Annotated in this window: 20 protein-coding genes and 1 pseudogene; 1 reads left to right on the top strand and 20 read right to left on the bottom strand. The window is 54.5% G+C overall.

The features are described from left to right. Positions 1-38: 38 nt before the first annotated feature. Positions 39-314, bottom strand: coding sequence for a YlmC/YmxH family sporulation protein (locus SD71_RS18735; protein WP_041064085.1), 276 nt, complete (start codon positions 312-314; stop codon positions 39-41). Between the two features lie 231 nt (positions 315-545). Here SD71_RS18735 and SD71_RS18730 point away from each other — a divergent pair, with 231 nt between their 5' ends. After that, positions 546-1,478 (top strand): transposase, encoded by a 933-nt coding sequence (locus tag SD71_RS18730; RefSeq protein WP_052476411.1) that lies wholly within the window; start codon positions 546-548, stop codon positions 1,476-1,478. Positions 1,479-1,804: 326 nt separating this feature from the next. Here the strand turns inward: SD71_RS18730 and sigG are convergent, their stop codons facing one another. The 19 genes and pseudogenes from sigG to rsmH form a co-directional block, all read right to left on the bottom strand. Beyond that, entirely contained in the window at positions 1,805-2,587 is a 783-nt protein-coding gene (sigG, locus tag SD71_RS18725; protein WP_041066617.1) for an RNA polymerase sporulation sigma factor SigG, read from the bottom strand. A 124-nt stretch (positions 2,588-2,711) separates the two neighbouring features. Beyond that, on the bottom strand, positions 2,712-3,434 hold the full coding sequence (sigE, locus tag SD71_RS18720; RefSeq protein WP_041066615.1) for an RNA polymerase sporulation sigma factor SigE: 723 nt from the start codon (positions 3,432-3,434) through the stop codon (positions 2,712-2,714). Positions 3,435-3,451: 17 nt separating this feature from the next. Next, positions 3,452-4,516, bottom strand: a complete 1,065-nt coding sequence (spoIIGA, locus tag SD71_RS18715; RefSeq protein ID WP_082034346.1) for a sigma-E processing peptidase SpoIIGA — start codon at positions 4,514-4,516, stop codon at positions 3,452-3,454. Between the two features lie 112 nt (positions 4,517-4,628). Next, a complete protein-coding gene (ftsZ, locus tag SD71_RS18710) occupies positions 4,629-5,789 on the bottom strand; it encodes a cell division protein FtsZ (protein ID WP_041066611.1) in 1,161 nt (386 codons plus the stop codon). Between the two features lie 51 nt (positions 5,790-5,840). Then, the gene (gene ftsA / locus SD71_RS18705) at positions 5,841-7,079 is read right to left on the bottom strand and encodes a cell division protein FtsA (protein ID WP_041066608.1); all 1,239 of its coding nucleotides are present in this window, start codon (positions 7,077-7,079) and stop codon (positions 5,841-5,843) included. Positions 7,080-7,266: 187 nt separating this feature from the next. After that, positions 7,267-7,881, bottom strand: coding sequence for a cell division protein FtsQ/DivIB (locus SD71_RS18700; protein ID WP_052476410.1), 615 nt, complete (start codon positions 7,879-7,881; stop codon positions 7,267-7,269). A 1-nt stretch (position 7,882) separates the two neighbouring features. Then, positions 7,883-8,050 (bottom strand): hypothetical protein, encoded by a 168-nt coding sequence (locus SD71_RS24070; protein ID WP_161793417.1) that lies wholly within the window; start codon positions 8,048-8,050, stop codon positions 7,883-7,885. A gap of 353 nt (positions 8,051-8,403) precedes the next feature. Continuing rightward, positions 8,404-9,678 (bottom strand): UDP-N-acetylglucosamine 1-carboxyvinyltransferase, encoded by a 1,275-nt coding sequence (murA, locus tag SD71_RS18695; RefSeq protein WP_041066650.1) that lies wholly within the window; start codon positions 9,676-9,678, stop codon positions 8,404-8,406. A gap of 16 nt (positions 9,679-9,694) precedes the next feature. Then, complete coding sequence (gene murB / locus SD71_RS18690; protein ID WP_041066605.1) at positions 9,695-10,600, bottom strand: UDP-N-acetylmuramate dehydrogenase; 906 nt, start codon at positions 10,598-10,600, stop codon at positions 9,695-9,697. 153 nt (positions 10,601-10,753) lie between these two features. Next, complete coding sequence (murG, locus tag SD71_RS18685) at positions 10,754-11,863, bottom strand: undecaprenyldiphospho-muramoylpentapeptide beta-N-acetylglucosaminyltransferase (RefSeq protein WP_041066603.1); 1,110 nt, start codon at positions 11,861-11,863, stop codon at positions 10,754-10,756. Between the two features lie 6 nt (positions 11,864-11,869). Then, positions 11,870-12,891 (bottom strand): annotated as a pseudogene (gene spoVE, locus SD71_RS18680) (stage V sporulation protein E). A gap of 120 nt (positions 12,892-13,011) precedes the next feature. Then, the gene (gene murD, locus SD71_RS18675; RefSeq protein WP_041066601.1) at positions 13,012-14,448 is read right to left on the bottom strand and encodes a UDP-N-acetylmuramoyl-L-alanine--D-glutamate ligase; all 1,437 of its coding nucleotides are present in this window, start codon (positions 14,446-14,448) and stop codon (positions 13,012-13,014) included. 4 nt (positions 14,449-14,452) lie between these two features. Continuing rightward, positions 14,453-15,415: a phospho-N-acetylmuramoyl-pentapeptide-transferase gene (mraY, locus tag SD71_RS18670; RefSeq protein WP_041066599.1), complete on the bottom strand. Its 963-nt coding sequence runs from the start codon at positions 15,413-15,415 to the stop codon at positions 14,453-14,455. Positions 15,416-15,419: 4 nt separating this feature from the next. Next, entirely contained in the window at positions 15,420-16,826 is a 1,407-nt protein-coding gene (locus SD71_RS18665) for a UDP-N-acetylmuramoyl-tripeptide--D-alanyl-D-alanine ligase (RefSeq protein ID WP_041066597.1), read from the bottom strand. After that, the gene (locus tag SD71_RS18660) at positions 16,823-18,310 is read right to left on the bottom strand and encodes a UDP-N-acetylmuramoyl-L-alanyl-D-glutamate--2,6-diaminopimelate ligase (RefSeq protein ID WP_041066595.1); all 1,488 of its coding nucleotides are present in this window, start codon (positions 18,308-18,310) and stop codon (positions 16,823-16,825) included. Before SD71_RS18660 ends, SD71_RS18665 begins: the two co-directional genes overlap by 4 nt. A 78-nt stretch (positions 18,311-18,388) precedes the next feature. Then, positions 18,389-20,311 carry a stage V sporulation protein D gene (locus SD71_RS18655; RefSeq protein WP_041066593.1) on the bottom strand — a complete coding sequence of 641 codons (1,923 nt, stop codon included), beginning with the start codon at positions 20,309-20,311 and terminating at the stop codon, positions 18,389-18,391. An 89-nt stretch (positions 20,312-20,400) separates the two neighbouring features. Next, a complete protein-coding gene (locus SD71_RS18650) occupies positions 20,401-22,596 on the bottom strand; it encodes a penicillin-binding transpeptidase domain-containing protein (protein ID WP_041066591.1) in 2,196 nt (731 codons plus the stop codon). Between the two features lie 30 nt (positions 22,597-22,626). Then, positions 22,627-23,031: a cell division protein FtsL gene (gene ftsL / locus SD71_RS18645; RefSeq protein WP_041066589.1), complete on the bottom strand. Its 405-nt coding sequence runs from the start codon at positions 23,029-23,031 to the stop codon at positions 22,627-22,629. Beyond that, positions 22,997-24,031 carry a 16S rRNA (cytosine(1402)-N(4))-methyltransferase RsmH gene (rsmH, locus tag SD71_RS18640; protein WP_200889623.1) on the bottom strand — a complete coding sequence of 345 codons (1,035 nt, stop codon included), beginning with the start codon at positions 24,029-24,031 and terminating at the stop codon, positions 22,997-22,999. Before rsmH ends, ftsL begins: the two co-directional genes overlap by 35 nt. Positions 24,032-24,080 lie beyond the last annotated feature (49 nt).

Below are 24,080 nucleotides of genomic sequence, written 5' to 3'. Positions count from 1 at the left end.
GTGTACCATAGGCACCCCGAACCGCGCAGTTACCCTGCCTATCTTGCTGTGTGTTCCCCGTCTTCCAGCCTATAAACTTTGGCGTCGTCAAGCCGGACCAGCACGACGTCTGCGCCGATTTTCACGATGTTGCGCCAAGGAATAACCACATCGTTTCCTCCGCCGAACATACCGAACAGTCGGGTCGCCGTAGGCACGACAATGGAGTCGATCCGCCCTTGGCGCAAGTCGAGCTCCAAATCGCTAACCTGGCCCAGCTTCTTTCCGTCGACAATGTTGATCACGTCTTTGGTCTGGAAATCGGATATTTTCATGCTCCTTCGCTCCCCCGTCGACCGGGCATTTGTACCCTACATTAACTATATGAGCCAGGCCGGAAAAATGTACGGTCAATCACACACAATATATCTGTCCTCTCAGCGCCTTATGTCCACTATCCCGCTCCGTCAGGGGCACAATTTCGATGCGAAAAATAGTTGACAACCGGAACATATGTTTGGTATAATCTAAACAGGAACAGATGTTCGTAATTGGAGGGGTCCATAGTGTTTGATTCCCTGACTTTCGAGAAGTTCTGCAAATACTTTGACAATGAAGAAATATGTATACGCATACTGTACTCATCCAGATGGCCGACCGGCTTCCGTTGCCCACGCTGCGACCACGCCCACGCCTATACCATTCGTACTCGCCGACTGCCCCTGTATGAATGCGGATCGTGCCGCCTTCAGACTTCCCTCATTGCCGGTACGATTTTTGAAGGCAGCAGGACACCGCTTAGGCTGTGGTTCCAAGCCATTTTTCTGCACGCCTTGCCTGGCGGAATCTCCGCAATCCGCTTAGCATCGATCATCGGTACGACCTACAAAACCGCGTGGCTTATTTGTCACAAAATTCGTCATGCCATGACTGAAGCGGATAACCATAAGAAGCTCACCGGCTTAGTCCATATCAATTGGGGACAGTACGGCGCCCCCTACAATCCTACTGTTTATCTGCATCCTCAGGAACACATTTTAATCATCGGAGCATCCATTAGCGACAAAGGCGAGCTGACTCATGTCAAAATCAACCAAGTCCCCGAGGAGCATCTTAATAGCTGCTCAATAATTCCTTGGGGCAAGACCACATTCATCAAACATCATGTAGACCCCAAAGCTACCGAGATAATTGCTGAACTCAAAAAATTTCGCTCCCACAAATTAAAGCCTCTAAAACTGCTTAATAATAAGGTAAACCAGTGGATCAATCATACCTTCAGGGGAATTGGCCCCAAGCATTTGCAGGCTTACTTAAATCAATATGCATATCAATTCAACGTTAAGGTCCGTGACCTAGCTCCTTTTGAAAATCTCTTTCAGCTCTGCGCAATAACTACCACCTTGACATATCCATCGTTGATCCGCGAAAAGAATACGAGAAGAATGTCCCGTGCTTGGTCCGAATACCGTGCGAAACGAGCTCAGCTAGCAAGTTAATTCTGTATCTTTGGACTACGCTTATTTGGTATTGGCTTTTGGATTTCCCTACTCAGTTTTGGACTTGATGCCCTGGGCTGGAGCGTAGTTTGGCCCTTACCTTGAGCCTCGGCGATAGTGGCTATAAGAGTCGCACAACATGGTTCATGAGCGACGGGGATAGTGGCCATAAGAGTCGCATAACATGGTTCATGAGCGACGGGGATAGTGGCTATAAGAGATGAGAACCGATATGTGCTCCTTGAGAGGTTACTGACTTGAAAATGAAAAGAAGGCGAAGCAACGGCTTCACCTTCGGGGGAACATTTGGAGGTTATAGGTACCGCTTAGGTCTTTACATACTTCTGCATTTGCTGGATGGCGGATTTTTCTAGACGGGAGACTTGTGCCTGGGAGATACCGATCTCGTCGGCCACTTCCATTTGGGTTTTTCCTTCGAAAAAGCGCATGGAGAGGATCATTTTCTCGCGGTCGTTTAGCTTTCTCATGGCTTCGCGGAGGGCGATCTCTTCGATCCATTGCACGTCTTTATTTCGTTCGTCGCTGATTTGGTCCATCACGAAGATTGGGTCTCCGCCATCGTGATAGATGGGTTCGAACAAAGAAACCGGGTCTTGAATGGCATCCAATGCGAACACGATGTCTTCTTTCGGTACGTTCAACACTTCGGAGATTTCCAGAATGGTCGGTTCCCTCGAGTGCTGATTCGTAAGCTGGTCCCTGACTTGCAGCGCCTTGTAAGCAATGTCTCGCAAGCTGCGGGACACGCGAATGGGGTTGTTGTCCCGCAGGTAACGGCGAATTTCTCCGATAATCATCGGCACGGCATACGTGGAAAAGCGAACGTTCTGACCTAAGTCAAAATTGTCGATCGCCTTCATTAATCCGATGCACCCGACTTGAAACAAGTCGTCGACGAATTCCCCGCGGTTGTTGAAACGTTGGATAACACTCAGCACGAGGCGCAAGTTGCCATTCACCAATTTTTCCCGGGCTCCCAGCTCTCCTCGGGTTTGCAGAGCAAGAAACAGTTCCCTCATTTCGGCATTGGTCAGAACGGGCAGCTTTGAGGTGTCCACTCCACAAATCTCCACTTTGTTACGGGTCATGGTAATTCCTCCCGGGGAGCAGCATTAATGTAAAGTATCTCCGGGGAGGTCAATTTTATTCCGTAAAATGCGTCTTCTGGAACAAGCTGTAAATGTTAGAAAACACCGAATTTTCACACAAAGATCAAACCATTTTGTTAAATTCCTTACGCAGGCGTTTAATGATGCGTTTCTCCAAACGGGAAATATACGACTGGGATATGCCGAGCAAATCCGCGACATCCTTCTGCGTTTTCTCTTCCCCGTCGGCCAGCCCGAAGCGCAGCTCCATGATCGTCCGCTCCCGCTCGCTCAGCTTATCCAGCGCTTTATGGAGCAGCTTGCGGTCCACTTGCTCTTCAATGTTGCGGTAAATCGTGTCGTTCTCCGTACCCAGCACATCCGACAGCAAAAGCTCATTCCCATCCCAATCGATATTGAGAGGCTCGTCGAAGGATACTTCAGTGCGGGTCTTGCTGTTACGGCGTAAATACATGAGGATCTCATTTTCGATGCATCGGGAAGCGTAGGTTGCCAATTTGATTTTTTTGTCGGGATCAAACGTGTTGACGGCTTTAATCAGTCCGATGGCGCCGATCGAGACGAGGTCTTCGATATGAATGCCGGTGTTCTCGAATTTGCGGGCGATATAGACGACCAAGCGCAGATTACGCTCGATAAGCATGGCCCGGATTGCCGAATCGCCGGTTGGCAGCCTTTCCAGCAAATACTCCTCCTCTTCCCGGCTGAGAGGGGGCGGAAGGGCTTCGCTTCCTCCAATATAATAGACTTCCTCGCTCTTCCAGCCGAGCCAGAATAACAGGCGATAAAGCGATAATTGCGACCTTAGCTTCAAGTTCATGAGCATTTCTGCAAAACCTCCTGTCACGCAGGCTGAGATGGAGCCGACGGCGATGAGTCGGCGTTGGCCATATCCGGATGAATAATGGCACGATACATTCCTTCTGACGACAAAACCCCGCCGTCCAATCCGATCAACAGCCGGTGAACCTGATGAGGGGGATGTCCTTCCCGAGACAACAACACTGTATCCGGCTTGACTGCCAGCATGAGACGAGAGTTCCCGTTCACCGCCCGATACGGCACGAGACGCAGCCGATGTGCCCAAGCATATGATTCTGACAAATCCGTATCGAGCTCCGTAATGAGCCGATCCGCCGATTCAGATTTTAACCGCTCGCACCAGCCTGGCGGCAGATCATCCTTCCAGATGCTCGCTTCCATAATCATAACGGGGATGCGGGTGAGCGGATCATAAAGCCGATTTCCGGTATCCAACAGCGCGCGCACGTTCCACGCCCGATCTTCGATACGAATCTCGACATCCCATAGCAGGGTGTCCATCTGCTGCAGCTTTCGGTGTCCCTGAGAAGTTCCGTGGAACAGCCACAATGACAGCAAAAAGCTGACAATGAACAAGCCGAGCTGCATTTGCCATTCCAAGATTAGTCCGCCGTCTTGCGTAAACGCTACTCCGCCCCATGGATTTCCGGAGGACCGGACCAAATAGCTGAGGCCGATCACTCCTCCCAATGTCACGAAGTTTACCGTATAGAAAGCGCCGAAATTACGCGCCAGCTGCAACGGTCCGCCATAGCCGAACGAAAGAAGTACCATAACCAGAGAAATAAGCACCTTCACCGCAAAAGAGTACAAATAAGGTATGTCCGCCCAGAACATGAGTACCGCATATACAGCGCCCAACAGAGCGGCACTGAACAGGCGGCTTTTGGAAGGGTGGAGGCGTCTCGCTTTGGCAGTGGTTAGAAGCACAGTCCCGTCCACTGCCAGATTCGTGAAGAACACTAAATCCACATAAACGGTCATAAAGAAACCCCCATCCTTCATTGCCCGGAAGCCGCAGGGGGTAGAGGCCGGGATGGATGAACCCAGTATAATCGCTTTCAAATCCGGAGTCTGTCTAATCATGCCGGCATCTCAGCAGTTTTTTTGTCGAGATGAATTCTTGTCCGAGGACAAAGAAAAAACTCCGGCCCACAAAAAGTGGAACCGGAGTCCTAATCCGATGCGCTTATAAAATTTATCGATCGCCGCGCGGACGATTGCGTAAAAAGGCCGGAATATCCAGTTGATCGCTGGACACGTTCTGGCTGCCGAAAGGACGAAGATTGCCGGCCGGCCGAACTTCGTTGGAGGCCGCACCCGCACCGGCGCCTGTGCTTGCCGGCTCCGAGTGATGGTGGTGCTGCACCGGAGACGCGGACGGAGCTGAGCGTCTTGTAGGACCTTTGTGTTCAAATCCGGTCGCAATCACGGTCACTTTAATCTCGTCTTTCATGTTGTCATCGATAATCGCTCCGAAAATCATGTTCACGTCCGGGTCGGAAGCGGATATGACAATCTCCGCAGCTTCGTTGACTTCATACAGCGACAAGTTAGAGCCGCCGGTAATGTTCATGATGACGCCGCGAGCGCCCTCGATGGAGGTTTCGAGCAGCGGGCTCATGATCGCTTTGCGAGCGGCTTCCATCGCACGGTTCTCACCGCCTGCGATTCCGATGCCCATCAAAGCGGATCCGCGTTCCGTCATGATTGTCTTCACGTCTGCGAAGTCGAGATTGATCAATCCAGGCACCGCGATGAGATCGGAGATGCCTTGAACGGCTTGACGCAGTACGTTATCCGCTTCCCGGAAAGCTTCCAGCATCGGGGTTTTCTTGTCTACGATCTCGAGCAATCTGTCATTCGGAATGACAATAAGCGTATCCACTTTTTCTTTGAGAGCTTCAATGCCGAGCTCCGCTTGGGCCGAACGCTTACGGCCTTCGAAAGTGAACGGGCGCGTGACTACACCGACGGTAAGCGCGCCGGCTTCTTTCGCCAGCTCGGCAATAACGGGAGCCGCGCCTGTGCCGGTGCCGCCTCCCATACCTGCAGTGACGAACACCATATCCGCGCTGCTCAGCGTATTGGTTATAAACTCGCGGGATTCTTCCGCCGCTTTCTTACCGACATCCGGATTGGCTCCGGCACCGAGTCCGCGGGTAAGCTTGTCCCCGATTTGCAGCTTTTGTTCGGATTTCGTTAATTGCAACGCTTGCGCATCTGTATTGACGGTGATGAACTCGACGCCTTTAACGCCGTTCTCGATCATTCGGTTTACAGCGTTGCTGCCGCCGCCACCTACACCGATGACTTTGATTTTCGCGAGCGGTTCCATCTCAAAATCAAATTCCAACATATTTGCTAACTCCTCCTCGCTACGCTCCAATGGTTCCTCGTAAGCGGCGGCTTAAATAAATTCTTTGAACATGTTCTTGAACCAAGCCATGACGCCGGTCTTTTCCTCGTTGCCGGAGGCTTTCGTTTTGCCCGGGCGTTTGGCAGCGGTTGTTCCGCGCGCACGTACGTATTTGGTCACATATTGAATCATGCCGACGCCGCTGCTGAAGGACGGATCTTTGACGCCGATATAATCGGGCACCGCAATTCTCACATTGGACTCCAGTTCCGTATGCGCGAGCGGCAGAACGCTAGGCAAAGATACTGTTCCGCCTGTCAGTACGTAGCCGTTAATCTTGTCATGATAACCGAGCCGTTTCACTTCTTGGCGGATCATCTGAAAAATTTCCTGCATGCGCGGTTCGATAATATTCGCCAGATCGAGCTGGGAGAACTCCTTCTCCATGTTGCTGCCGACCCGCATGACCTTGAACCTCAGGTCGTCAGCCGCATCTTCGATACGAGCGCACCCGTACTTCAGCTTGATCTTCTCGGCATACTCGGTCTGGGTTTTGAGCCCGTAGCAAATATCGCTGGTGACATAGTCCCCGCCGATCGGAAGCGTCGACACAGCCGCAAGGCTGCCCCCTTCAAATACGGCGAGCGTTGTCGCACCGGCTCCGATATCCGCCAGCACAGTTCCCATCTGCTTCTCGTCTTTTGTTAGAGCCATCATACCTGATGCCAGAGACATAAGGATAATGCCGGAAATACGCAGTCCTGCTTTCTCTACGCATCTCATCAGGTTATGTACCGCTGCTTTCGTTCCGGTAATGATCGTGCATTCCACTTCGAGGCGAACGCCTATCATGCCGCGCGGATCTTGAATATCCGCTAGTCCGTCTACCAAAAACTGCTTGGGAACGAGTCCGATGATTTCGCGTTCAGGAGGCAATGCCACCACTTTGCTCGCTTGCAGCACTCTCTCGATGTCTTCTTCCCCGATCTCCCGATCTTCATTGGAGACGGCGACGACGCCGTGATTGCTTTGCAAGGCGATATGGTTGCCGGCGATCCCGACGTAAACTTCACTGATTCCAATGCCAACCATGCGTTCCGCATGATCGACGGCATTACGAATGGACTGCACGGTCTGGTCAATATCGACAATGGCGCCTTTGCGAATACCTTCGGAATCCGCAGATCCGACGCCAATGATGTTAATGGCCCCGTTGCTGATTTCCCCTATAATCACCCGGATTTTGGAAGTTCCAATATCCAGGCTGACGATGAGGTCATTATTGCTCAACCGGTGGCACCTCCCGTAAATCGATGAATAAGGCTGCGAACAAGGGATGCTTCCACTACATATTCCACATCCGCGAGGTTTTCCCTCTTTTTTCTACAAATTATTTGGTTATTCGTCAGTCGGGTGAAAATCAACTCTATTAGATTACCCATTACACCCATAAATGAAATTCTAGCATTCTTTTTAGTTATTGAGTAGTGTCCTTTTCCTTAAGTTTATCGGCTTCCGGGGATGCTTGCGGGGCGCTTTCTGCCGAATAGGGCAAATAAGTGTCCGCCTCCAGCATCAACACTTTACCGGGTTCTCTATTTTGCACGATGTCGCTCAAGTAGGAGATTTTGTCTGCGAGCTTGCCCACCGTCGTAACCACTTCAAAACGCGAACGGGTGAACAGCTTGATCCTGTCCGGGTACGCGGTAGAAGGGTCGGAGTGGATTTCGGACAAATCGGTCAGAAACTGATCCGGCACACCGCTCAGAGCACGGCACAAAGCGATCAGATTGGGGTCGCCGGGCTTCCATCCGGAGAGGACAGGCTTGTCCGGCAAACGCCCTTCCACGACCGGCAGCGCCAAACCGTTCGCCAGGACGGAGAACATTTGACCGTCCGGAGAAAGCTGGACGGCTACCATCTCATACTCCTTGACTTCCACTTTAAGGACACCTGGAAAGTTTTTCGTTATGGTAACATCTTCCACAGGCTTTAACGTGAGCACGCGCTGTTTAAGACGGCCGGAGCTAGGAACGAAGAAGGAGTCGCCGGGAACTACGCCCAGCGCTTTCCGGACTTCCTCTTTAGACAAGCTAGCCGTGCCCGTCACCTGTATTTCCGAAAATTTGGACAGGGAGGAACGCAAAAACAACACCACAAGCAAGATAAAAAAAAAGTGCGAATAGTATCCAGAGCAGTTTTTTGCCCTTGCGGGCGCGCGGCGCCGTTTCCCGCTTAAGCGCGGGAATGCGTTCTGTCATTTGCGTTTCTCCCTCCTCTCGGGCGGACAAGTGCTGTTGGGTCAAGTCTTTCACCGGCATGGGCGCAGGTCGTGCGATGTGGGGTATCCGCTTCCGTCGCTGTTGAACACAGGAAATCTATGATTTGATTAAAAGGTTATTTCCCGTGTTCAAAGGCGAACGGCAAACCTCTCCAGCGGATACCCGCACCTCTTCCTCCCTGCCATGCCAGTTAATCCGACCCAAGCACAGCTTGTCCTTACTCGTTACAAAAAGCACCCCCTCGCGGGGGATGGGCCCCTGCAGCGGGGGGTGCTTTGGCGTTATAGTAACGGCTGAGCGCGATCATCGATCGCCGGCAGGCAGCCGCACCGTCAGCTGTAAACTTTCGTTTTGTTCGTTTCCCGGATGATGTTGCCGCCGATCTGGCGGAACATGTTCTCGATCCGGTCGTATCCGCGGTCGATGTGGTGCACCTGCTCCACAACCGTCCGCCCTTGCGCGCACAGACCGGCAATGACAAGGGCAGCGCCTGCCCGCAGGTCGGTGGCTTCGACGGTCGTGCCGTACAGCTGGGGCACTCCGCGAATGAACGCGTGGTTTAAATCGACTCTGATATCCGCTCCCATACGGCATAACTCATCGACATGCTTGAACCGGCCTTCGAAGATCGTTTCCTTGATCATGCTCACACCGTCCGCCAACGCGAGGAATGTCATGACCTGAGCCTGCAAGTCCGTCGGAAATGCCGGATAAGGCGATGTGACAACGCGTTCTACCGCCACAGGGCGCTTGGATGCGCTGACTTTGATTATATCATTGCCGACATCGATTTGAACACCTGCGCGCCTGAGCACATGCACGAGAGATGCGAGATGTCCCGGCTCGGTATTCTCCAGCGTTACGTCTCCGCGGGTTGCCGCAGCCGCAACCATAACGGTGCCTGTAACGATCCGGTCGGGGATCACCTCGAAATTACAGCCGCGCAGAGATGTGACTCCGTCGATAATGAGTGTATCCGTGCCGGCTCCTTTTACATTCGCGCCCATCTCGTTCAAAAACCGCTGCAAATCTTGAATTTCCGGCTCTCGCGCAGCCCCGATAATTGTTGTTCGGCCCTGCGCAAGCACGGCTGCCATCATAATGTTCTCGGTGGCGCCGACACTCGGAAAATCGAGAATCACTTCGGCCCCTCTAAGCTTTTGAGCTTTACAAACGATGCGGCTGCCCTTCTCTCGAATCTCCGCTCCGAGAGCGGCAAGCCCCCGCAAATGCAGATCAATCTTTCTTTCCCCGATAGCGCATCCGCCGGGCTGGTAGAGCTGAGCTTCACCGAAACGCGCCAGAAGCGGCCCCATCAAGAACACCGAAGATCGCATTTTACGCATCAGCGTCTCCGGAATGTGAGAGGATGCGGCGGCGGCCGGTTCGACCGTCACCACCGTACCCTCATGCAGCGCTTTACACCCCAGATCCCGCAAAATGTCCAGCATGACCTCGATGTCTAACAATCTTGGGACATTGCGGATCTTCACTTGTCCTTCCGCTAGCAAACTGGCGGCTAATATCGGTAAAGCGGCGTTCTTGGCTCCGTGGATACGAATGGTGCCCGAAAGCGGCAGTCCGCCTTCAATCACCAAATTGTCCAAGGGTTTCACCTCCGGGTTACCGCTCACCCATCAAGAGAACCTCCGGCACCAAAACTATTCCGAATGTGTCTTCGACTTTTTGCTGAACCCGTCGCATAAGGGTGAGGACGTCCTCAGCCGTCGCACCACCGTGGTTGACGATAAAGTTGGCATGCATTTGGGACACCTCTGCGGCGCCCTCGCGCAGCCCTTTTAAACCGGCGGCCTCGATCAGCCTTGCAGCGTGATCGTTCGGGGGATTGCGGAATACACTGCCCGCGCAAGCCATGTGAAGCGGCTGGGTTTTGCGGCGACGATCCTTGTAGGTCGCCAGCGTTGCGGCGATCTCGTTGCGTTCGCCCTTCGCAAGCTTAAACACCGCCCGGGTCACAATGCCCTTTTTGTCATGCAAAAGGGAATGGCGATACGCGAAGTCCATTTCCTCTTTCCCGTATACAGACCGACTGCCGTCTTCCCAGATGATTTCGGCTGACTTTAAGATACGTGAAATGTCCGAATTGTTCGCACCGGCATTCATGTACACGGCTCCGCCTACCGTTCCGGGTATTCCTCCCGCGAATTCCAGCCCGGTAAGCCCTTCCTTGCCGGCCATGACCGACAGCTTGATGAACGAATACGAAGCGCCTGCAGTCACCGTATCCTCATCAAAGCGCACTTCGTCGAAGCTGTCGCCAAGCTTGATGACGGCTCCCCGAACCCCTTTATCGGACGCCAACGTGTTGGAGCCTCTGCCGATCACGCACCAGGGCACGCCATGGCGGTGCAGCACCGACAAAGCTGCCGCAAGCTCCTCATCATTGCCCGGGATCAAAAACAGGTCCGCAGGTCCGCCGATCTTCCAGGTCGTGTGTCCGGCGAGCGATTCGTTAATCCGGATATCGCCGATACCGGCTTGTTCCAGCTCCGCGATCAACTGCTGCATCCAAGTTTCCTCCTTGATCGTCCTTCAGGGTGCGCCGCTGCCGCCGTTTACCTAGTGTCCCATATTCGGGCAGTCACGATCACGCTGTATCTTATGACAGGTCGGTAAGGGTTGTGACAAACGCCTACTTCAGCCGCTGAAGAACGACCGTTTTTATCGTTGCCGGATGATCCGGCCTATTTGCTCATATATCGCAGCCGCCGCTTGCGGCATGCCTAAATTCCGTGAGGCCTGCGCCATCGACTGCCGTCTTGCGGAGTCCGTCATGATCGCGGCAATCTGCTGAAACAAAACCTCACCGGATAAATTCCGTTCCAGAATCATTACACCCGCGCCGGCATCCGCTACGCTCCGGGCATTCGCTTCCTGATGATTGTTCGTCACGTTCGGAGACGGAATCAATATCGCCGGCACTCCGATCGACGTCGTCTCCGCAATGAAAGATGCGCCGGCCCTGGTGACGACAAGCGAAGCCGCGGACAGCACTTCATGCATATTGTGAATATAAGGCAGGACGTGCAGACGATCTTCCGCCGCAGCAGGTAAACCCTTGATCCGTGTCACCGTGTCCTCGTAAAATCTTTCGCCCGTCGCGAAAACAAAGTGAACGTCGGGCAGCCCACCAATAAGCGGAACCATCTGCGACATCGCCTCGTTCAGCGCCTTGGCGCCCCCGCTCCCGCCCACGACAAGCACAAAAGGCGTTCCCGGTTTCAGCCCGAGCGAGCTGAATCCATTATCCTTGGATGCGCGCAGCACGGCAGAAGCGACGGGATTGCCCGCATGTACGATATTGGGACAGCGGCGAAAATATTGTGCGGACTCGGCAAAGCTGACGGCGACCGCATCCACATACCTGCTCAAAAATTTGTTGGCCAGGCCCGGCACCACATTCTGCTCATGGATGAGCGTAGGAATGCCGAGCTTCGATGCCGCATATACGACAGGCCCGCACACATAACCGCCGGTGCCGACGACTACATCGGGCTTGAATTTTTTCAATAGCTGCTTGGACCGGCGCACGCCCTGCCAAAAGCGCATGAGCGTCCGAACATTCTCCCAGGATAACGAACGCCGGAATCCGGTAATTTCGATCGCTTCAAAATCAATGCCGTGCTGGGGCACGATCCGGCTTTCCAAACCGCGGCGCGTCCCGATGTAGAGCAGAGACGAATCCGGTTGTCGTTCCGATACTTCCCGGCCGATCGCCAGCGCGGGATAAATGTGCCCTCCGGTACCTCCTCCGGTTAACACGACACGCATGAAAAGTCACCTCGAGTAACGGGATAAGTTAAGTAATATTCCAAGCGCCGTCAGCAGCAAGGTAAGAGACGAGCCTCCGTAGCTGACGAGCGGAAGGGTTATGCCCGTAACCGGCAGCATGCCGATTACAACGCCTATGTTAATAAGCACCTGGACCGCAAAAATGCCGACGATCCCGGTAGCCAGCAAGCTTCCGAAAGGATCGGATATCGTAATTGCAGTTCTCATGCCTCTCCAGATGAGGAGCAGGAACAAGAGAATGAGCAGGGAACCCCCGATAAAGCCAAGCTCTTCAGCCAGAATGGAAAAAATAAAATCCGTCTGAGGCTCCGGCAAATAATTGTACTTCTGGCGGCTCATGCCGAGTCCCAGACCGACCAAGCCGCCGGGACCGACCGCGTAAAGCGATTGAATCGATTGGTAGCCTGCGCCCAGCGGATCCTGCCATGGATCCAGGAACGCGGTAATCCGCTGCAGCCGGTAAGGTGCGGCGGCGATAAGAGCTCCCAAGCCGGCAAGCCCGAGCAGCGCCAAGCCTCCCAGATGGGCGACCTGCGCGCCCGTCACGTAGATGACAAGCAGCGATGCGCCGATCATGACGGCCCCTGTGCCCAGATCGGGCTGGAGCATGATCAGTCCGAACGCCAGCCCGATGATGCCGAGCGGCGGCAGCAACCCTTTGCGGAATTGCGTAATCAAGCTCTGCTTTTCAGACAGGTATCTGGCCAGAAACAGTATCATAGCCAATTTCATGAACTCCGAAGGCTGAATGCCGAAGAACCGATGCCCAGCCAGCTGCGCGCTCCTCCGCGCACAACGCCGACCCCCGGGATAAGCACAATGATCAGCAGCCCGAAGCAGATGAGCAGCGCAGGACCGGCCCATTTACGCCAAATCGTATAGTCTACGTTCATGGTGACGAACATCGAAGCAATACCGAAAACCGCAAACAGCAGCTGTCTTTTTACATAGTAATAAGAATCGCCGTGTTCGTGGAAAGCCGCGACGGCGCTTGCGCTATACACCATCACCACGCCGATCGCCAGGACTGCCTAGCGTAGCGCGATCATCCATAGATCGGGGACGGAACGGGTTTTGGCCATGAACCGGACACCTCACGAGGAGCAGAAGTGGGGACGAGCCCCCTTCTACAACGTATGCGCCGATTGCTTAAAAATGCGGCCCCGCACTTCATAAGAAGGGAACATGTCCCAGCTCGCGCATGCCGGCGACAGGAGAATGATGTCTCCCGGCGCGGCCATGTCCGCAGCTTCTTCTATGGCGCGGCGCAGCGTACTTTCGGCGTCATTCTCAGGTTCGACGACTTTCACCGCGGCTAAACCGGACGCCGACGCCACTTTGCCGATCTTTTCCCGGGTTTCCCCAAGTGCCACAAGCCCTTTCAACCGATCGCGGAAAACCGGCAGCAGTTCCATATAATCCGATCCCCGATCGAGCCCGCCTGCGATAAGGATAAGCGGCGCCGGCAGCGAGAGGATGGACATGGTGGTCGCCATCGGATTCGTCGCTTTGGAGTCGTTGTAATATTTCACGCCGCCGAAGGTTCCGACATACTCCAGACGGTGCTCCACGCCGCGGAAGTCCCGCAGCGGCTCGACCAGCTTCTCCGGCGCGGCGCCTGCTGCAAGAGCGACCGCGATCGCGGCAAGCGCGTTCGCAGCGTTGTGCCGGCCGGGAATGCCCAGCTCGTCAATCCGGATGATCCGCCGCTCCCCTCCATTTTCGTCCCGATAGACAATCCATCTCTCCGCTTCGACTTCTTCATCGGGTCCCGGACGAACATCCGGGTACGGAGGCTCAACCGCAACCCCTTGCGGCAGCTTGCGGGTCAACGAGAACGGCAGCTTCCGCGCTTTGAACCCCGACGCCAGCTCCCGACACATTGCATCATCCTCGTTATAGACGGCAAAATCGGACGAAGTTTGATTCGCAAACAATTTCGCCTTCGATGCGACATAATCCTCCATCGTGCCGTGATAATCAAGATGCGTTTCCGAGATGTTCAGCAGGCAGGCGATCTTAGGGCGGAACTCCTCCGTCCCTTTCAGCTGAAAGCTGCTGAGCTCCGCGAGCAGCCAGCCGTCGGCCGAAACCTCCTGAGCCGCCTCGCTGAGCGGACGTCCGATGTTGCCTGCCACGACCGGTTTCAATCCGGCCTCTTCGAGCAGCACCCCGGTCCATGTGGTCGTGGTGGTCTTACCGTTGGAGCCGGTAATGCCGACGATAGGCGCGGCCGACAGCTGCCCTGCCACCTCCACTTCGGTGACGACCTCAACACCGAGCCGCTGCGCCGTAACGACAGGAGGCGCCGAGTAAGGTATACCCGGATTTTTGACGAGTAACGCAGTTTCCTCAGTGACAAGATTTTCCGGATGGCCTCCGCACACAACAGAAATGCCCAAAGCCGTAAGCTGATCGGCTTCAGGGCATTGCTCCCGCGCTTTCTTGTCGTTCGCGATCACATCGGCGCCGATGGAGTGAAACAGCTTGGCCGCTGCAACGCCGCTCTTCGCCAATCCGAGAACGACGACCCGCCGCCCGCGGTAGGATGTAAGTTGCATCATGTCGTTATAACCCCTTATACAGAATCAGGCCGGCGACCGCCAGGAGAAACCCCGCTGCCCAGAAAGTCGTGACGACCCGCCACTCCGACCATCCCGACAATTCGAAGTGATGGTGGATCGGACTCATTTTAAATACCCGTTTGCCGCGCGTCTTGAAGGAAGCCACTTGAATGATGACCGACAGCATCTCAATGACGAACACGCCGCCGATGACGACAAGCAGAAGCTCCGTTTTGGTCAGGATGGCAACAGCGGCGATGCCGCCTCCGATGCCGAGCGACCCGGTGTCTCCCATGAACACTTTGGCCGGATGCGCATTATAAACCAGAAATCCCAGCACGGCACCGACCATCGCCGCACAGAATACGGCCGCCTGCGGCTCGGTCGCTTCCACGGCAATTACGGCGAATGCTCCGAATGCCAAAGCGCTTGTCCCCGACAAAAGCCCATCCAGCCCGTCGGTGAAATTGACCGAATTGCTGGCGGCGAAAAACATGATCACAACGAGAATGTAATAACCCCAGCCCAGCTCGAAAGACCAATCCGTACCCGGAACGCCGATCTCGGTGCTGTGACCCATGTTATACAGCATGAAGCAAAAAATGATAGAAAATAGCAGCTGCCCGAACAATTTCTGTTTCGCCGTCAAACCGAGCGATCTTTTGAAAGCAATCTTGATATAGTCATCCAAAAAACCGATAAGCCCGAAACCGAGACATGCGGTCAGCAGCGCCCAGTATTCGGGACCGGCATCCGCGAACTTCATGAATGCGATGGTTAACGCAGCCAATATAATTATGCCGCCCATCGTGGGCGTCCCGGTTTTCTTCAAATGAGACTCCGGTCCGTCGTCGCGCACCTGCTGTCCGAACTTCAGCCTGCGAAGAAGCGGAATGAACAGCGGGCCGAACAGCACCGCGAGCAAAAAGGATACTCCTAATGTCCATAAGATCGATGTATAGTCCATCCCGTCACTCACCGGCACCTTTCTGCAGCGCGTTCACGACTTCTTCCATCTTCATGCCCCGCGAAGCTTTAACAAGCACCAGGTCCTCGGGAGAGAGCCGGTCTAGCAGCATCTTGGTCAACGCGCTTTTATCCTTAAAATGAAACACGCAGTCGTCCGGATAATTCCGTCCGGCAGCTTCGTAAGTGTTAGCCGACAAAGGTCCGTACAGCAGCACGCGATCCGCCTTGTCCGGCGACAAATATCGGCCGGTCTCCGCATGAAATTCAGCTTCCTCGGGACCCAGCTCCAGCATGTCGCCGAGCACGATCCATTTCCGGCGGCTGCCGGTCAGCTCAGCGACCAGATCGATCGCAGCTTTGACCGAAGTCGGGCTGGCGTTATAAGCGTCATTCAGGATGACGGCTCCGTTCTTCGCCATGCTGCGCTCAATCCGCATACCGGTCAGCTTCGCCGATTTGAGCCCTTGGAAGATATCGTCGCGGGCTAATTCCAGCAATCTGCCGACGGCGACAGCGGCCAGCGCATTGATGGCGTTATGCTTGCCCGGTATAGGCAGCTCGTACGGCTTGCCCGGTTCGCCGGTCAGCGAGAATGCGGTTCCTTCGGCGGCGATCCGAATACTGTCCGCAGCCAGGCTGCATCCGGGGCCTTCACCGAAGGTGAGCAGCCGCGTATCTGCCGGTAAAGTCAGCTCCTCCAGCTCTTCGAACAGGAGAGGCTCGTCGCCGTAATAAACCAATGCGCCTCCGGGCTGCAGTCCTTCTATTATTTCCAATTTTGCCCTTGCGATATTTCTCCTGGACCCGAGCTGCAGCAAATGCGCTTCACCGATATTCGTAATGACCGCGATATCCGGCTTCGCGAGATTGGACAGCAGAGCGATTTCGCCCCGGCCGCTCATCCCCATCTCGAGCACCAGCACTTCGGTATCGGAAGGGGCACTTAAGATCGTAAGAGGAAGTCCGATATGATTATTGTAATTCCCTTCCGTCTTGTGCACCCGGTACCGGGTTGCGAGCACGGAAGAAATGAGATCTTTCGTCGTTGTTTTGCCGTTGCTGCCCGTCACCGCGACGATACGGACATCCAGCTGCCGCAAATAGCCTTCGGCCAAAGTCTGCAGCGCCCGCAGCGTATCCTCAACAAAAATAAGCGGGATATCGGTATCGGGCAATTCCCGGCCTGCTTCCCATAAGGAAGCGGCAGCCCCCGCGTCTCTCGCTGCTTGAATATAATCGTGCCCGTCGAAATTGTCGCCCCGGAGCGGCACGAACAGCTGACCTTCCGTGATTCGCCGCGTATCGGTCGAAACACCCGTCAATCTGACGGCACCTGCTTCAACCGAACCCGGCTGAACCCGCTCGGCGCCGCACCACTCGGCCACTTCCAGAACTGTTGCCTGCATCACTTGCTTCGACTCCTTATCGCTTCTTTCGCCACCAGACGGTCGTCAAAATCATGAGTGACCCCGCTGATCAGTTGATAGGTTTCATGGCCTTTCCCCGCAATCAATACTACATCTCCGGGGCTTGCCATTTCAACCGCTTTTTGAATGGCGGCGCGGCGGTCGGGCACCAGCTCATACCTCTGCTCCTGAACGCCCGCTTCTTTCAAACCGGCTTCTATGTCGTGCAAAATGGCGATCGGATCCTCGGTGCGGGGATTGTCGCTTGTTACGATCAGGCGATCCGCGAGATCAGCGGCAATCCGGCCCATTATCGGCCGCTTCGTCTTATCGCGGTCGCCGCCGCATCCGAATACGCAGAGCACGCGTCCCGTCGCGATTTCGTTAACGGTGCGCAGTACATTTTCCAACCCGTCCGGGGTATGGGCATAATCGACGATCACGGCAAAATCCTGCCCGCCGTCCACCGCTTCCACACGTCCGGGAACACCGGCAATACTCTCGAGGCTTTGAACCGCCTGATCGATCTGTATGCCTTCGCAGATCGCGGCGCCTAACGCCGCCAACGCGTTATACACGTTAAATTTGCCGACCATACGCAGGTTTACTTTACGCCTGATATCGAATGCATCCAGCGTAAACGACGTGCCTTTGGCGGAAATGGCAACCTCGGAAGCGCGCAGGTGCGCGTCATTCTCGATTCCGTACGTCAGCACTTCAGCCGAGGTCAGTTTGCTGAACTGCTCCGACGCCGGATCATCGGCATTCAGCACCGCATATGTACGGTCTTCCGGCCGGTCCGCGTAAGTGTTGCCGAGTCTTGAGAAAAACAATCCTTTCGCCGCCTTATAAGCTTCCATCGTTCCGTGATAGTCCAGATGATCCTGAGTCAAATTCGTGAAGATCGCCGTGCGGAAACGGCAGCCGATTACGCGCCCCTGCTCCAGTGCGTGGGAAGAGACCTCCATGACGCAGCGGTCGGTTCCGGCTTCCACCATGGAGTGGAAGATTTGCTGGAGCTGAAGCACGTCCGGCGTTGTTCCGGACATCTCCAAGCTTTTGCCTTCATAGCGGGTTTCAATCGTTCCGATTACCCCCGCAGATATGCCGGCATCCGCCAAAATTCGTTCTACCAAATAAGTCGTCGTTGTTTTCCCGTTCGTGCCGGTGACCCCGATCGGGCGCAGCTTGTGAGAAGGCCTTCCATAGTAATAGTCAGCCAGCACAGCCAGCGCTTTTCTCGTATCCGGCACAATAAGCTGCGCAACGTCCAGCGGCAGCTGCCGCGAAGTTACCAGAGCAACAGCACCTCTTTCGACGGCTTGCGGCGCGTACTCGTGGCCATCTACCGTGTGTCCGGGCAGACAGAAAAACAGCGTTCCCGGAATAACCTTACGGGAATCCGTCTCCAAGCTTTGGATTTCAATGGATCGTTCGCCGATCAAGCGTGACAATAGCAGTTGATTAGACAGTTCATACAAGTTCATGTGAATCGGCCTCCTACGACCTGATGTACCCTCATTATGGTCCAATGACTCCTATGCATTCAAGGGGTTGGAAATACTTTACTCTTCTGAGCCGAGATAGATTCGGATGACGGAGCCCCGTTCGACCCGTGCTCCTGCGGCCGGAGCTTGCCGGATGACCGTTTTCCCGCTGCCTGTCGAAGCCAGTTGAAAGTTCATATTCATATCCTCGTAAATGTCCGATACGGTCTTGCCTACCAGATTCGGTACGGTCACAATCGGGGTATCCCCGTATCTATATTCTTTTTCCACTTGTTTGGTCCGGGGCGCAACGCCCAAAGACGGCAAAGCATCCGCCATAATCGCGCGTACGATCGGCGCGACTACGAGACCTCCGAACTGGATGCCCTGAGGATTGTCGACCGCGACGTAAACGATCAGCTCCGGTTTATCGGCGGGCGCGAATCCGATGAATGACACGATGTGCTCGTTAGGCGAATACCGGCCGTTAACGACCTTTTGCGCGGTACCCGTCTTGCCGCCTACCCGGTAACCGTCCAGAAACGCGTTTCGTCCGGTTCCTTGCGCGACCACTTTCTCCAAAGCTTCTCTTACAATCTTTGATGTTTCAGGAGAAATGACCTGGCGCACGAGCTGCGGCTTCGTCTCTTCCAGCACCGTCCGGGTTTCCGGGTGAATCCACGATTTGGACACATAGGGCTTGAACAGCTTGCCACCGTTGATGGCAGCCGACACCGCGGTGATTTGCTGGATCGGCGTGACGGAAACTCCTTGCCCGAAAGCGGTGGTAGCGAGTTCTACCGGACCAACCCGGTTAAGCTTGAAAAGAATTCCGTTCTCCTCGCCCTTTAGGTCGATACCGGTCTTTTTACCGAAGCCGAAGTCGTTGATATACGAAAAAAGCTTCTCTTTGCCCAGCCGCTGACCGAGCGCGACAAAGCCGGGGTTGCACGAGTTTTCCACGACCTCTTGGAACGTTTGGCTGCCGTGCCCGCCCTTTTTCCAGCAGCGAAGCCTCGCGCCTCCGACTTCGACCGATCCGCGATCGTAGAAATGCTCATGCTCCAGATTCACCTTGCCTTCCTGCACGGCCGCAGCAAGCGTGATGATCTTGAAGGTGGATCCCGGCTCGTAGGTCATCCAGATCGGTAGATTGCGGTTGTAGACTTCTACCGGCACCTCGCGGTATTTGTCCGGCTGGTAGGTCGGCCGGCTGGCCATCGCGTAGATTTCCCCGGTATTCGGGTTCATCGCGATCGCAATGACACTGTCGGCCTGATGCTGCAGCATCGCCTGATCCAATTCCCGCTCGACGATGGATTGGACCTTCTGATCGATGGTCAGCTGCAACGATAAACCGTCTTTTGGCGGCTGGTATGTATCCGAGGTATTGGGAATGAAGTTGCCTGCCGCATCCGACAAATAAGACACGCTGCCCTTCAGGCCGGTCAATCGCTCGTCATATTGCAGCTCAAGCCCTGTCAGCCCTTGGTTATAGGCTCCGGTGAAGCCAAGCACATGCGCCGCCAGGCTTCCGAACGGGTAATATCGTTTGTTGTCTTCCGACACGACGATTCCAGGCAGCTTCAGCTCTCGGATTTCACGCGCCTTTGCGGTTGTCAGTTTTCTGCCGCCGGGCTTGAGCTCTACATTCTTCTCTCTTTTGGATACGAGCTTGAAAAGCTGCTCTTCGGACATGCCGAGATGCTGGGACAGAGTACGCGCCGTCCCGCGCTTATCTTTGATCTGCACCGGAATCGCGAGGATCGTCGGCGAACTGACATTATAAGCAAGGCGCGTTCCGTTGCGGTCCAGTATCTCCCCGCGTTTGGCCTGGAACGGAATATCGCGCCGCCAAGAATCCTCAGCCTTCTTGGCAATCTCCCCTCCGATCCAGAGCTGCACATAGCCAAGCCGAATGACCAGCGCGATAAAGGCGACAACGGCCAGGATCAGCATGACATACAAACGTTTGCGGACTGTTACCTGCGAAACTTTCATACGTAAACAACCCCCTTAAGCGAGAACGTCGGAACCTGCTTTGGCTTAGTTCCAGACTATTCTCGGACAAAGGGGGTTAGAACAAGCCCTCACCCGCCGGACGAGCCGGAAGGCGCCAGCGTGAGCTGCACGGTCAGCTTCCCTGCCGTTTTCACCGTTTTTTGTGAAATGACGTATCCTTTTCCTTCAACTGTGCACGGCGTCTGCAGCAGAGAGCACATCTCGAGCGCATCGCGGAGCGACAGTCCTTTCAGATCGGGCACATTGCCGGGCTTCGTATCTGTAAGCAAATAGATTTGCTGTGAAGCAGGCATCACGCTGCCGGCTTTCGGCAGCTGCTGGAGCACTTTGTTGCCCTTGCCGATCGCTCCGACATTGAAAGACCGGCCTTTCAGCTCTTTGCTCGCAGCGGAAACCGTCATGCCCGTCACATCGGGAACAGTCGCTGTAATTTGCGCTGCCTTTGAAGGTGTCGGAGCCGCCGTCAGGGATACATCCGGCATGCTGGGCGAAATGCCTAGATGCAGCAGGGATTGACCCATGATTTTCTTGAAAATCGGCGCGGCGACCGAGCCGCCGCCTGCAGCCGGGATGTCCGGCTCATCGACGATGACGTACAGAACGATCTTCGGATCCTCTACCGGCGCATACCCGATGAAGGAAACGACATACCGGTCGTCCGAATACTTGCCGTCGATAACCTTTTGCGCGGTACCCGTTTTACCTGCAATCCTGTAACCGGGTATATACGCATGTTTGCCTGTACCGATCTTCTGGTCGCTTACGACTTGTTCCAAATACTCGCCGACTTTGCGGGAAGTGGATTCCGAGATTACCTCACGGATCACTTTAGGTTCGGTAATTTGTTTGTCGCCTGTCATAGGGTCGCTGATAGACTTAATAATATGCGGCTGCATGAGTTTGCCGCCGTTAGCGACGGCGGCCACCGCCTGCACTTGCTGAATCGGGGTTACGAGAACCTGGCCTTGTCCGAATGCTGCTGTCGCTACCTCTATTGCGATTTTATTGTTGAATCTTATCGCGCCTTGCGATTCGCCGGGTATTTCGATGCCGGTTTTTTGCCCGAAACCGAACGCATCAATATATTTCCTCAGCTTCTCGGCGCCCAGCTGCTCATAGCCGAGCTTGACAAATGCCACGTTACTGGAATGCTTGAGCCCGTCCAGATAGGTGATTTCTCCCCAGCCGTCCCGCTTGTGATCGGTAATAGGTCTCGATTTAGGCGTTACTTTGATACTGCCGGACTTGTACGTGTCGTTAGGCTTGAAAATACCCTCTTGCACAGCGGCCGCAAGCGTTACGATCTTGAAGGTGGAGCCCGGTTCGTATACCGATTGGAGGGCGTTGTCTTTAAAAGACACCTGGTCCTTCGTCTCCCAATACTTATTCGGATTGAAGTCCGGCAAGCTGGCCATGCCGAGAATCTCCATCGTCTTCGGATCCGCAGCAATCGCCGTAATGCTCACCGGATTGTATTCCTCGTAAGCTGCGCGCAGCGCTTCTTCAATATAATATTGAATGTCGCGGTCTATCGTTAAGTTAATATTTTTGCCGTGCACCGCTTGCTTGACTTCCACTTTACCGTCCGGCAGCTGCGTTCGATTACCGTCTTTTTCATAGATGATGGAACCCGCTTCGCCCCGCAAGTCTTTGTCAAATTGTTTCTCCAGCCCGATGATCGCATTACCCTCCTTATTCTCGTATCCGAGAATGTGAGAGGCGAGAGTACCGTTAGGATAATACCTTTTTTGATCCTCAATGAAATAAAGACCGACGTTTTTTTTGCCCGTCAGCTTCTGCAATTCTGCGCGGAAATCGGCCAGCTTGTCCCTGACCGCCTTATCGATCTTCCAGCCGTCCGGATGGATTTCACGTTGCACCCGATAGGTTCCGTCTGTATTTTTGGAGTTGATATTGTCGATAAGCTTCTGTTTGGATGTACCTAATACGGAATTCAGCTTGGTTGCGATTCGCTCGGTCAGCTTCCAATCCGGATTTTCCTTCTCCAAAAGGGCGATCTGTTTCGGGCCGACTGCAACCGTGTAAGCCGCCGCGTCGGCAGCCAGCACCTTGCCGTCCCGATCAAGCAGCATACCGCGTTCTTGCGGGATCTTCTCTCTGGTTACCCAGTTACTCCGCGCATGATCCGCCCAAAAAGCTGCATTCGCCACCTGCACCCAATACAGCTTAATGATCAATCCGACAAAAAGGAGGGTGATTAACCCCCCCATCAGCAGCGTCCGAAATTTAATCCTTTTGGTCATAAGTAAATCCTTTCATTTCCCGAACACTCCCTATGGCTTCATGGCCACAGCGGTATGATCATCTTTAGACGTTACCGTAAAACCTTGCTGCTGATCGATCGGCACCATACCCTGCGCGCTGGCCATAGCCTTGATCCTGGCCGGGTCGCTGAGCGCTTCCACTTCTCTTTGCATTTCCTTGATCTGCAGCGTCGTCTGTTCGTACTGTCCATTGATTTTCTGGAGCTGGCCGTTCATCTGATACATCTCCGCATAGCGGAAAATAATGACTGTCGCGATGATCATACCCACCGCTATTGTAAATAAGTATAACAGTTTTTCCCCTATAGGAAGCTGGCGCCGACGAACTACTTTAGCCGATTGCCGCTGTGTCTTTCGGACTGTTTCTTCAGGTGCGCGTTCAGGTCGAAGCGCGAGATTGCCGTAATAAGCCATTTGTACATGTACCTCCTCTAAGCTCTATCAAGAACCCGATGTGTCGAGTTTTTTCGGCGATTCTAAGTTTTGCGGATCTTGCCCTGGGATTTAGCTCGAGCTCTTCCTCTGACGGCAATATCGGTTTGCGGGGCGTCAGCCGGAGCCGGCCGCCGCTGCCTCCTCCGCATACGCATACGGGGAAATCCGGCGGACAAGTGCAGCTGGCAACTTCTTTGTTAAAAGCCAGTTTACAGATCCGATCCTCCAGCGAGTGGAACGTAATGACTGCGACGCGGCCATGCGGATTCAGACAGTCGATCGTTTGCTCGAGCGCGTCGCGGAATGCGCCGAGCTCGTCATTGACGGCGATGCGCAGCGCTTGAAAAGAACGTTTGGCGGGATGTCCGCCCGTTCGCCGGGTTGCCGCAGGAATGGACGTTTTAATCAGTTCCGCAAGTTCGGCGGTGGACTCTATTGGCGCTTTTTCTCTTGCCTTGACGATGTTGCCTGCTATTCTTCGTGCGAATTTTTCTTCTCCGTAGTCACGCAGAATGTTTGCGATCTCCCGTTCATCCCAGCCGTTAACGATGTCCTTGGCGGTCAGTTGTTGATCGCGGTCCATACGCATGTCCAACTCCGCATCCTGGTTGTAGCTGAAGCCGCGATCGGCTTCATCAAGCTGCGGGCTGGACACCCCCAGGTCGAACAATACACCGTCAACTCGGGGCATTCCGTCTATTTCCGGCACTCCGGCTTCCCGAAGTGCCTCCTTCAGATGCCGGAAGTTGCTCTTCACCAAGGTGACCACCTGGCTGTAGGGGGCAAGCCGCTCCCGCGCATTCGCCAGCGCGGCTTCGTCTTGGTCCAAGCCGATCAGTCGGCCTTGCGGCCCGAGCAGCGCGGCGATCTGTTCGCTGTGTCCGGCGCCGCCCATGGTGCAATCGACATAGATGCCTTTCGGTCGGACGTTTAACCCTTTGACTGCTTCCTCTTTCAGTACGGTAACATGGTGAAACATGATTCTTGCCTCCCGGCACCCGATAGATGGGTCCGTGTTTCTTCTTTAT

This window comes from Cohnella kolymensis, from assembly GCF_000829465.1.
Classification (GTDB): Bacteria; Bacillota; Bacilli; order Paenibacillales; family Paenibacillaceae; genus Cohnella; species Cohnella kolymensis.
The sequence above is the reverse complement of the archived record's forward strand: the minus strand, read 5'-3'. Positions and strand labels throughout refer to the sequence as shown.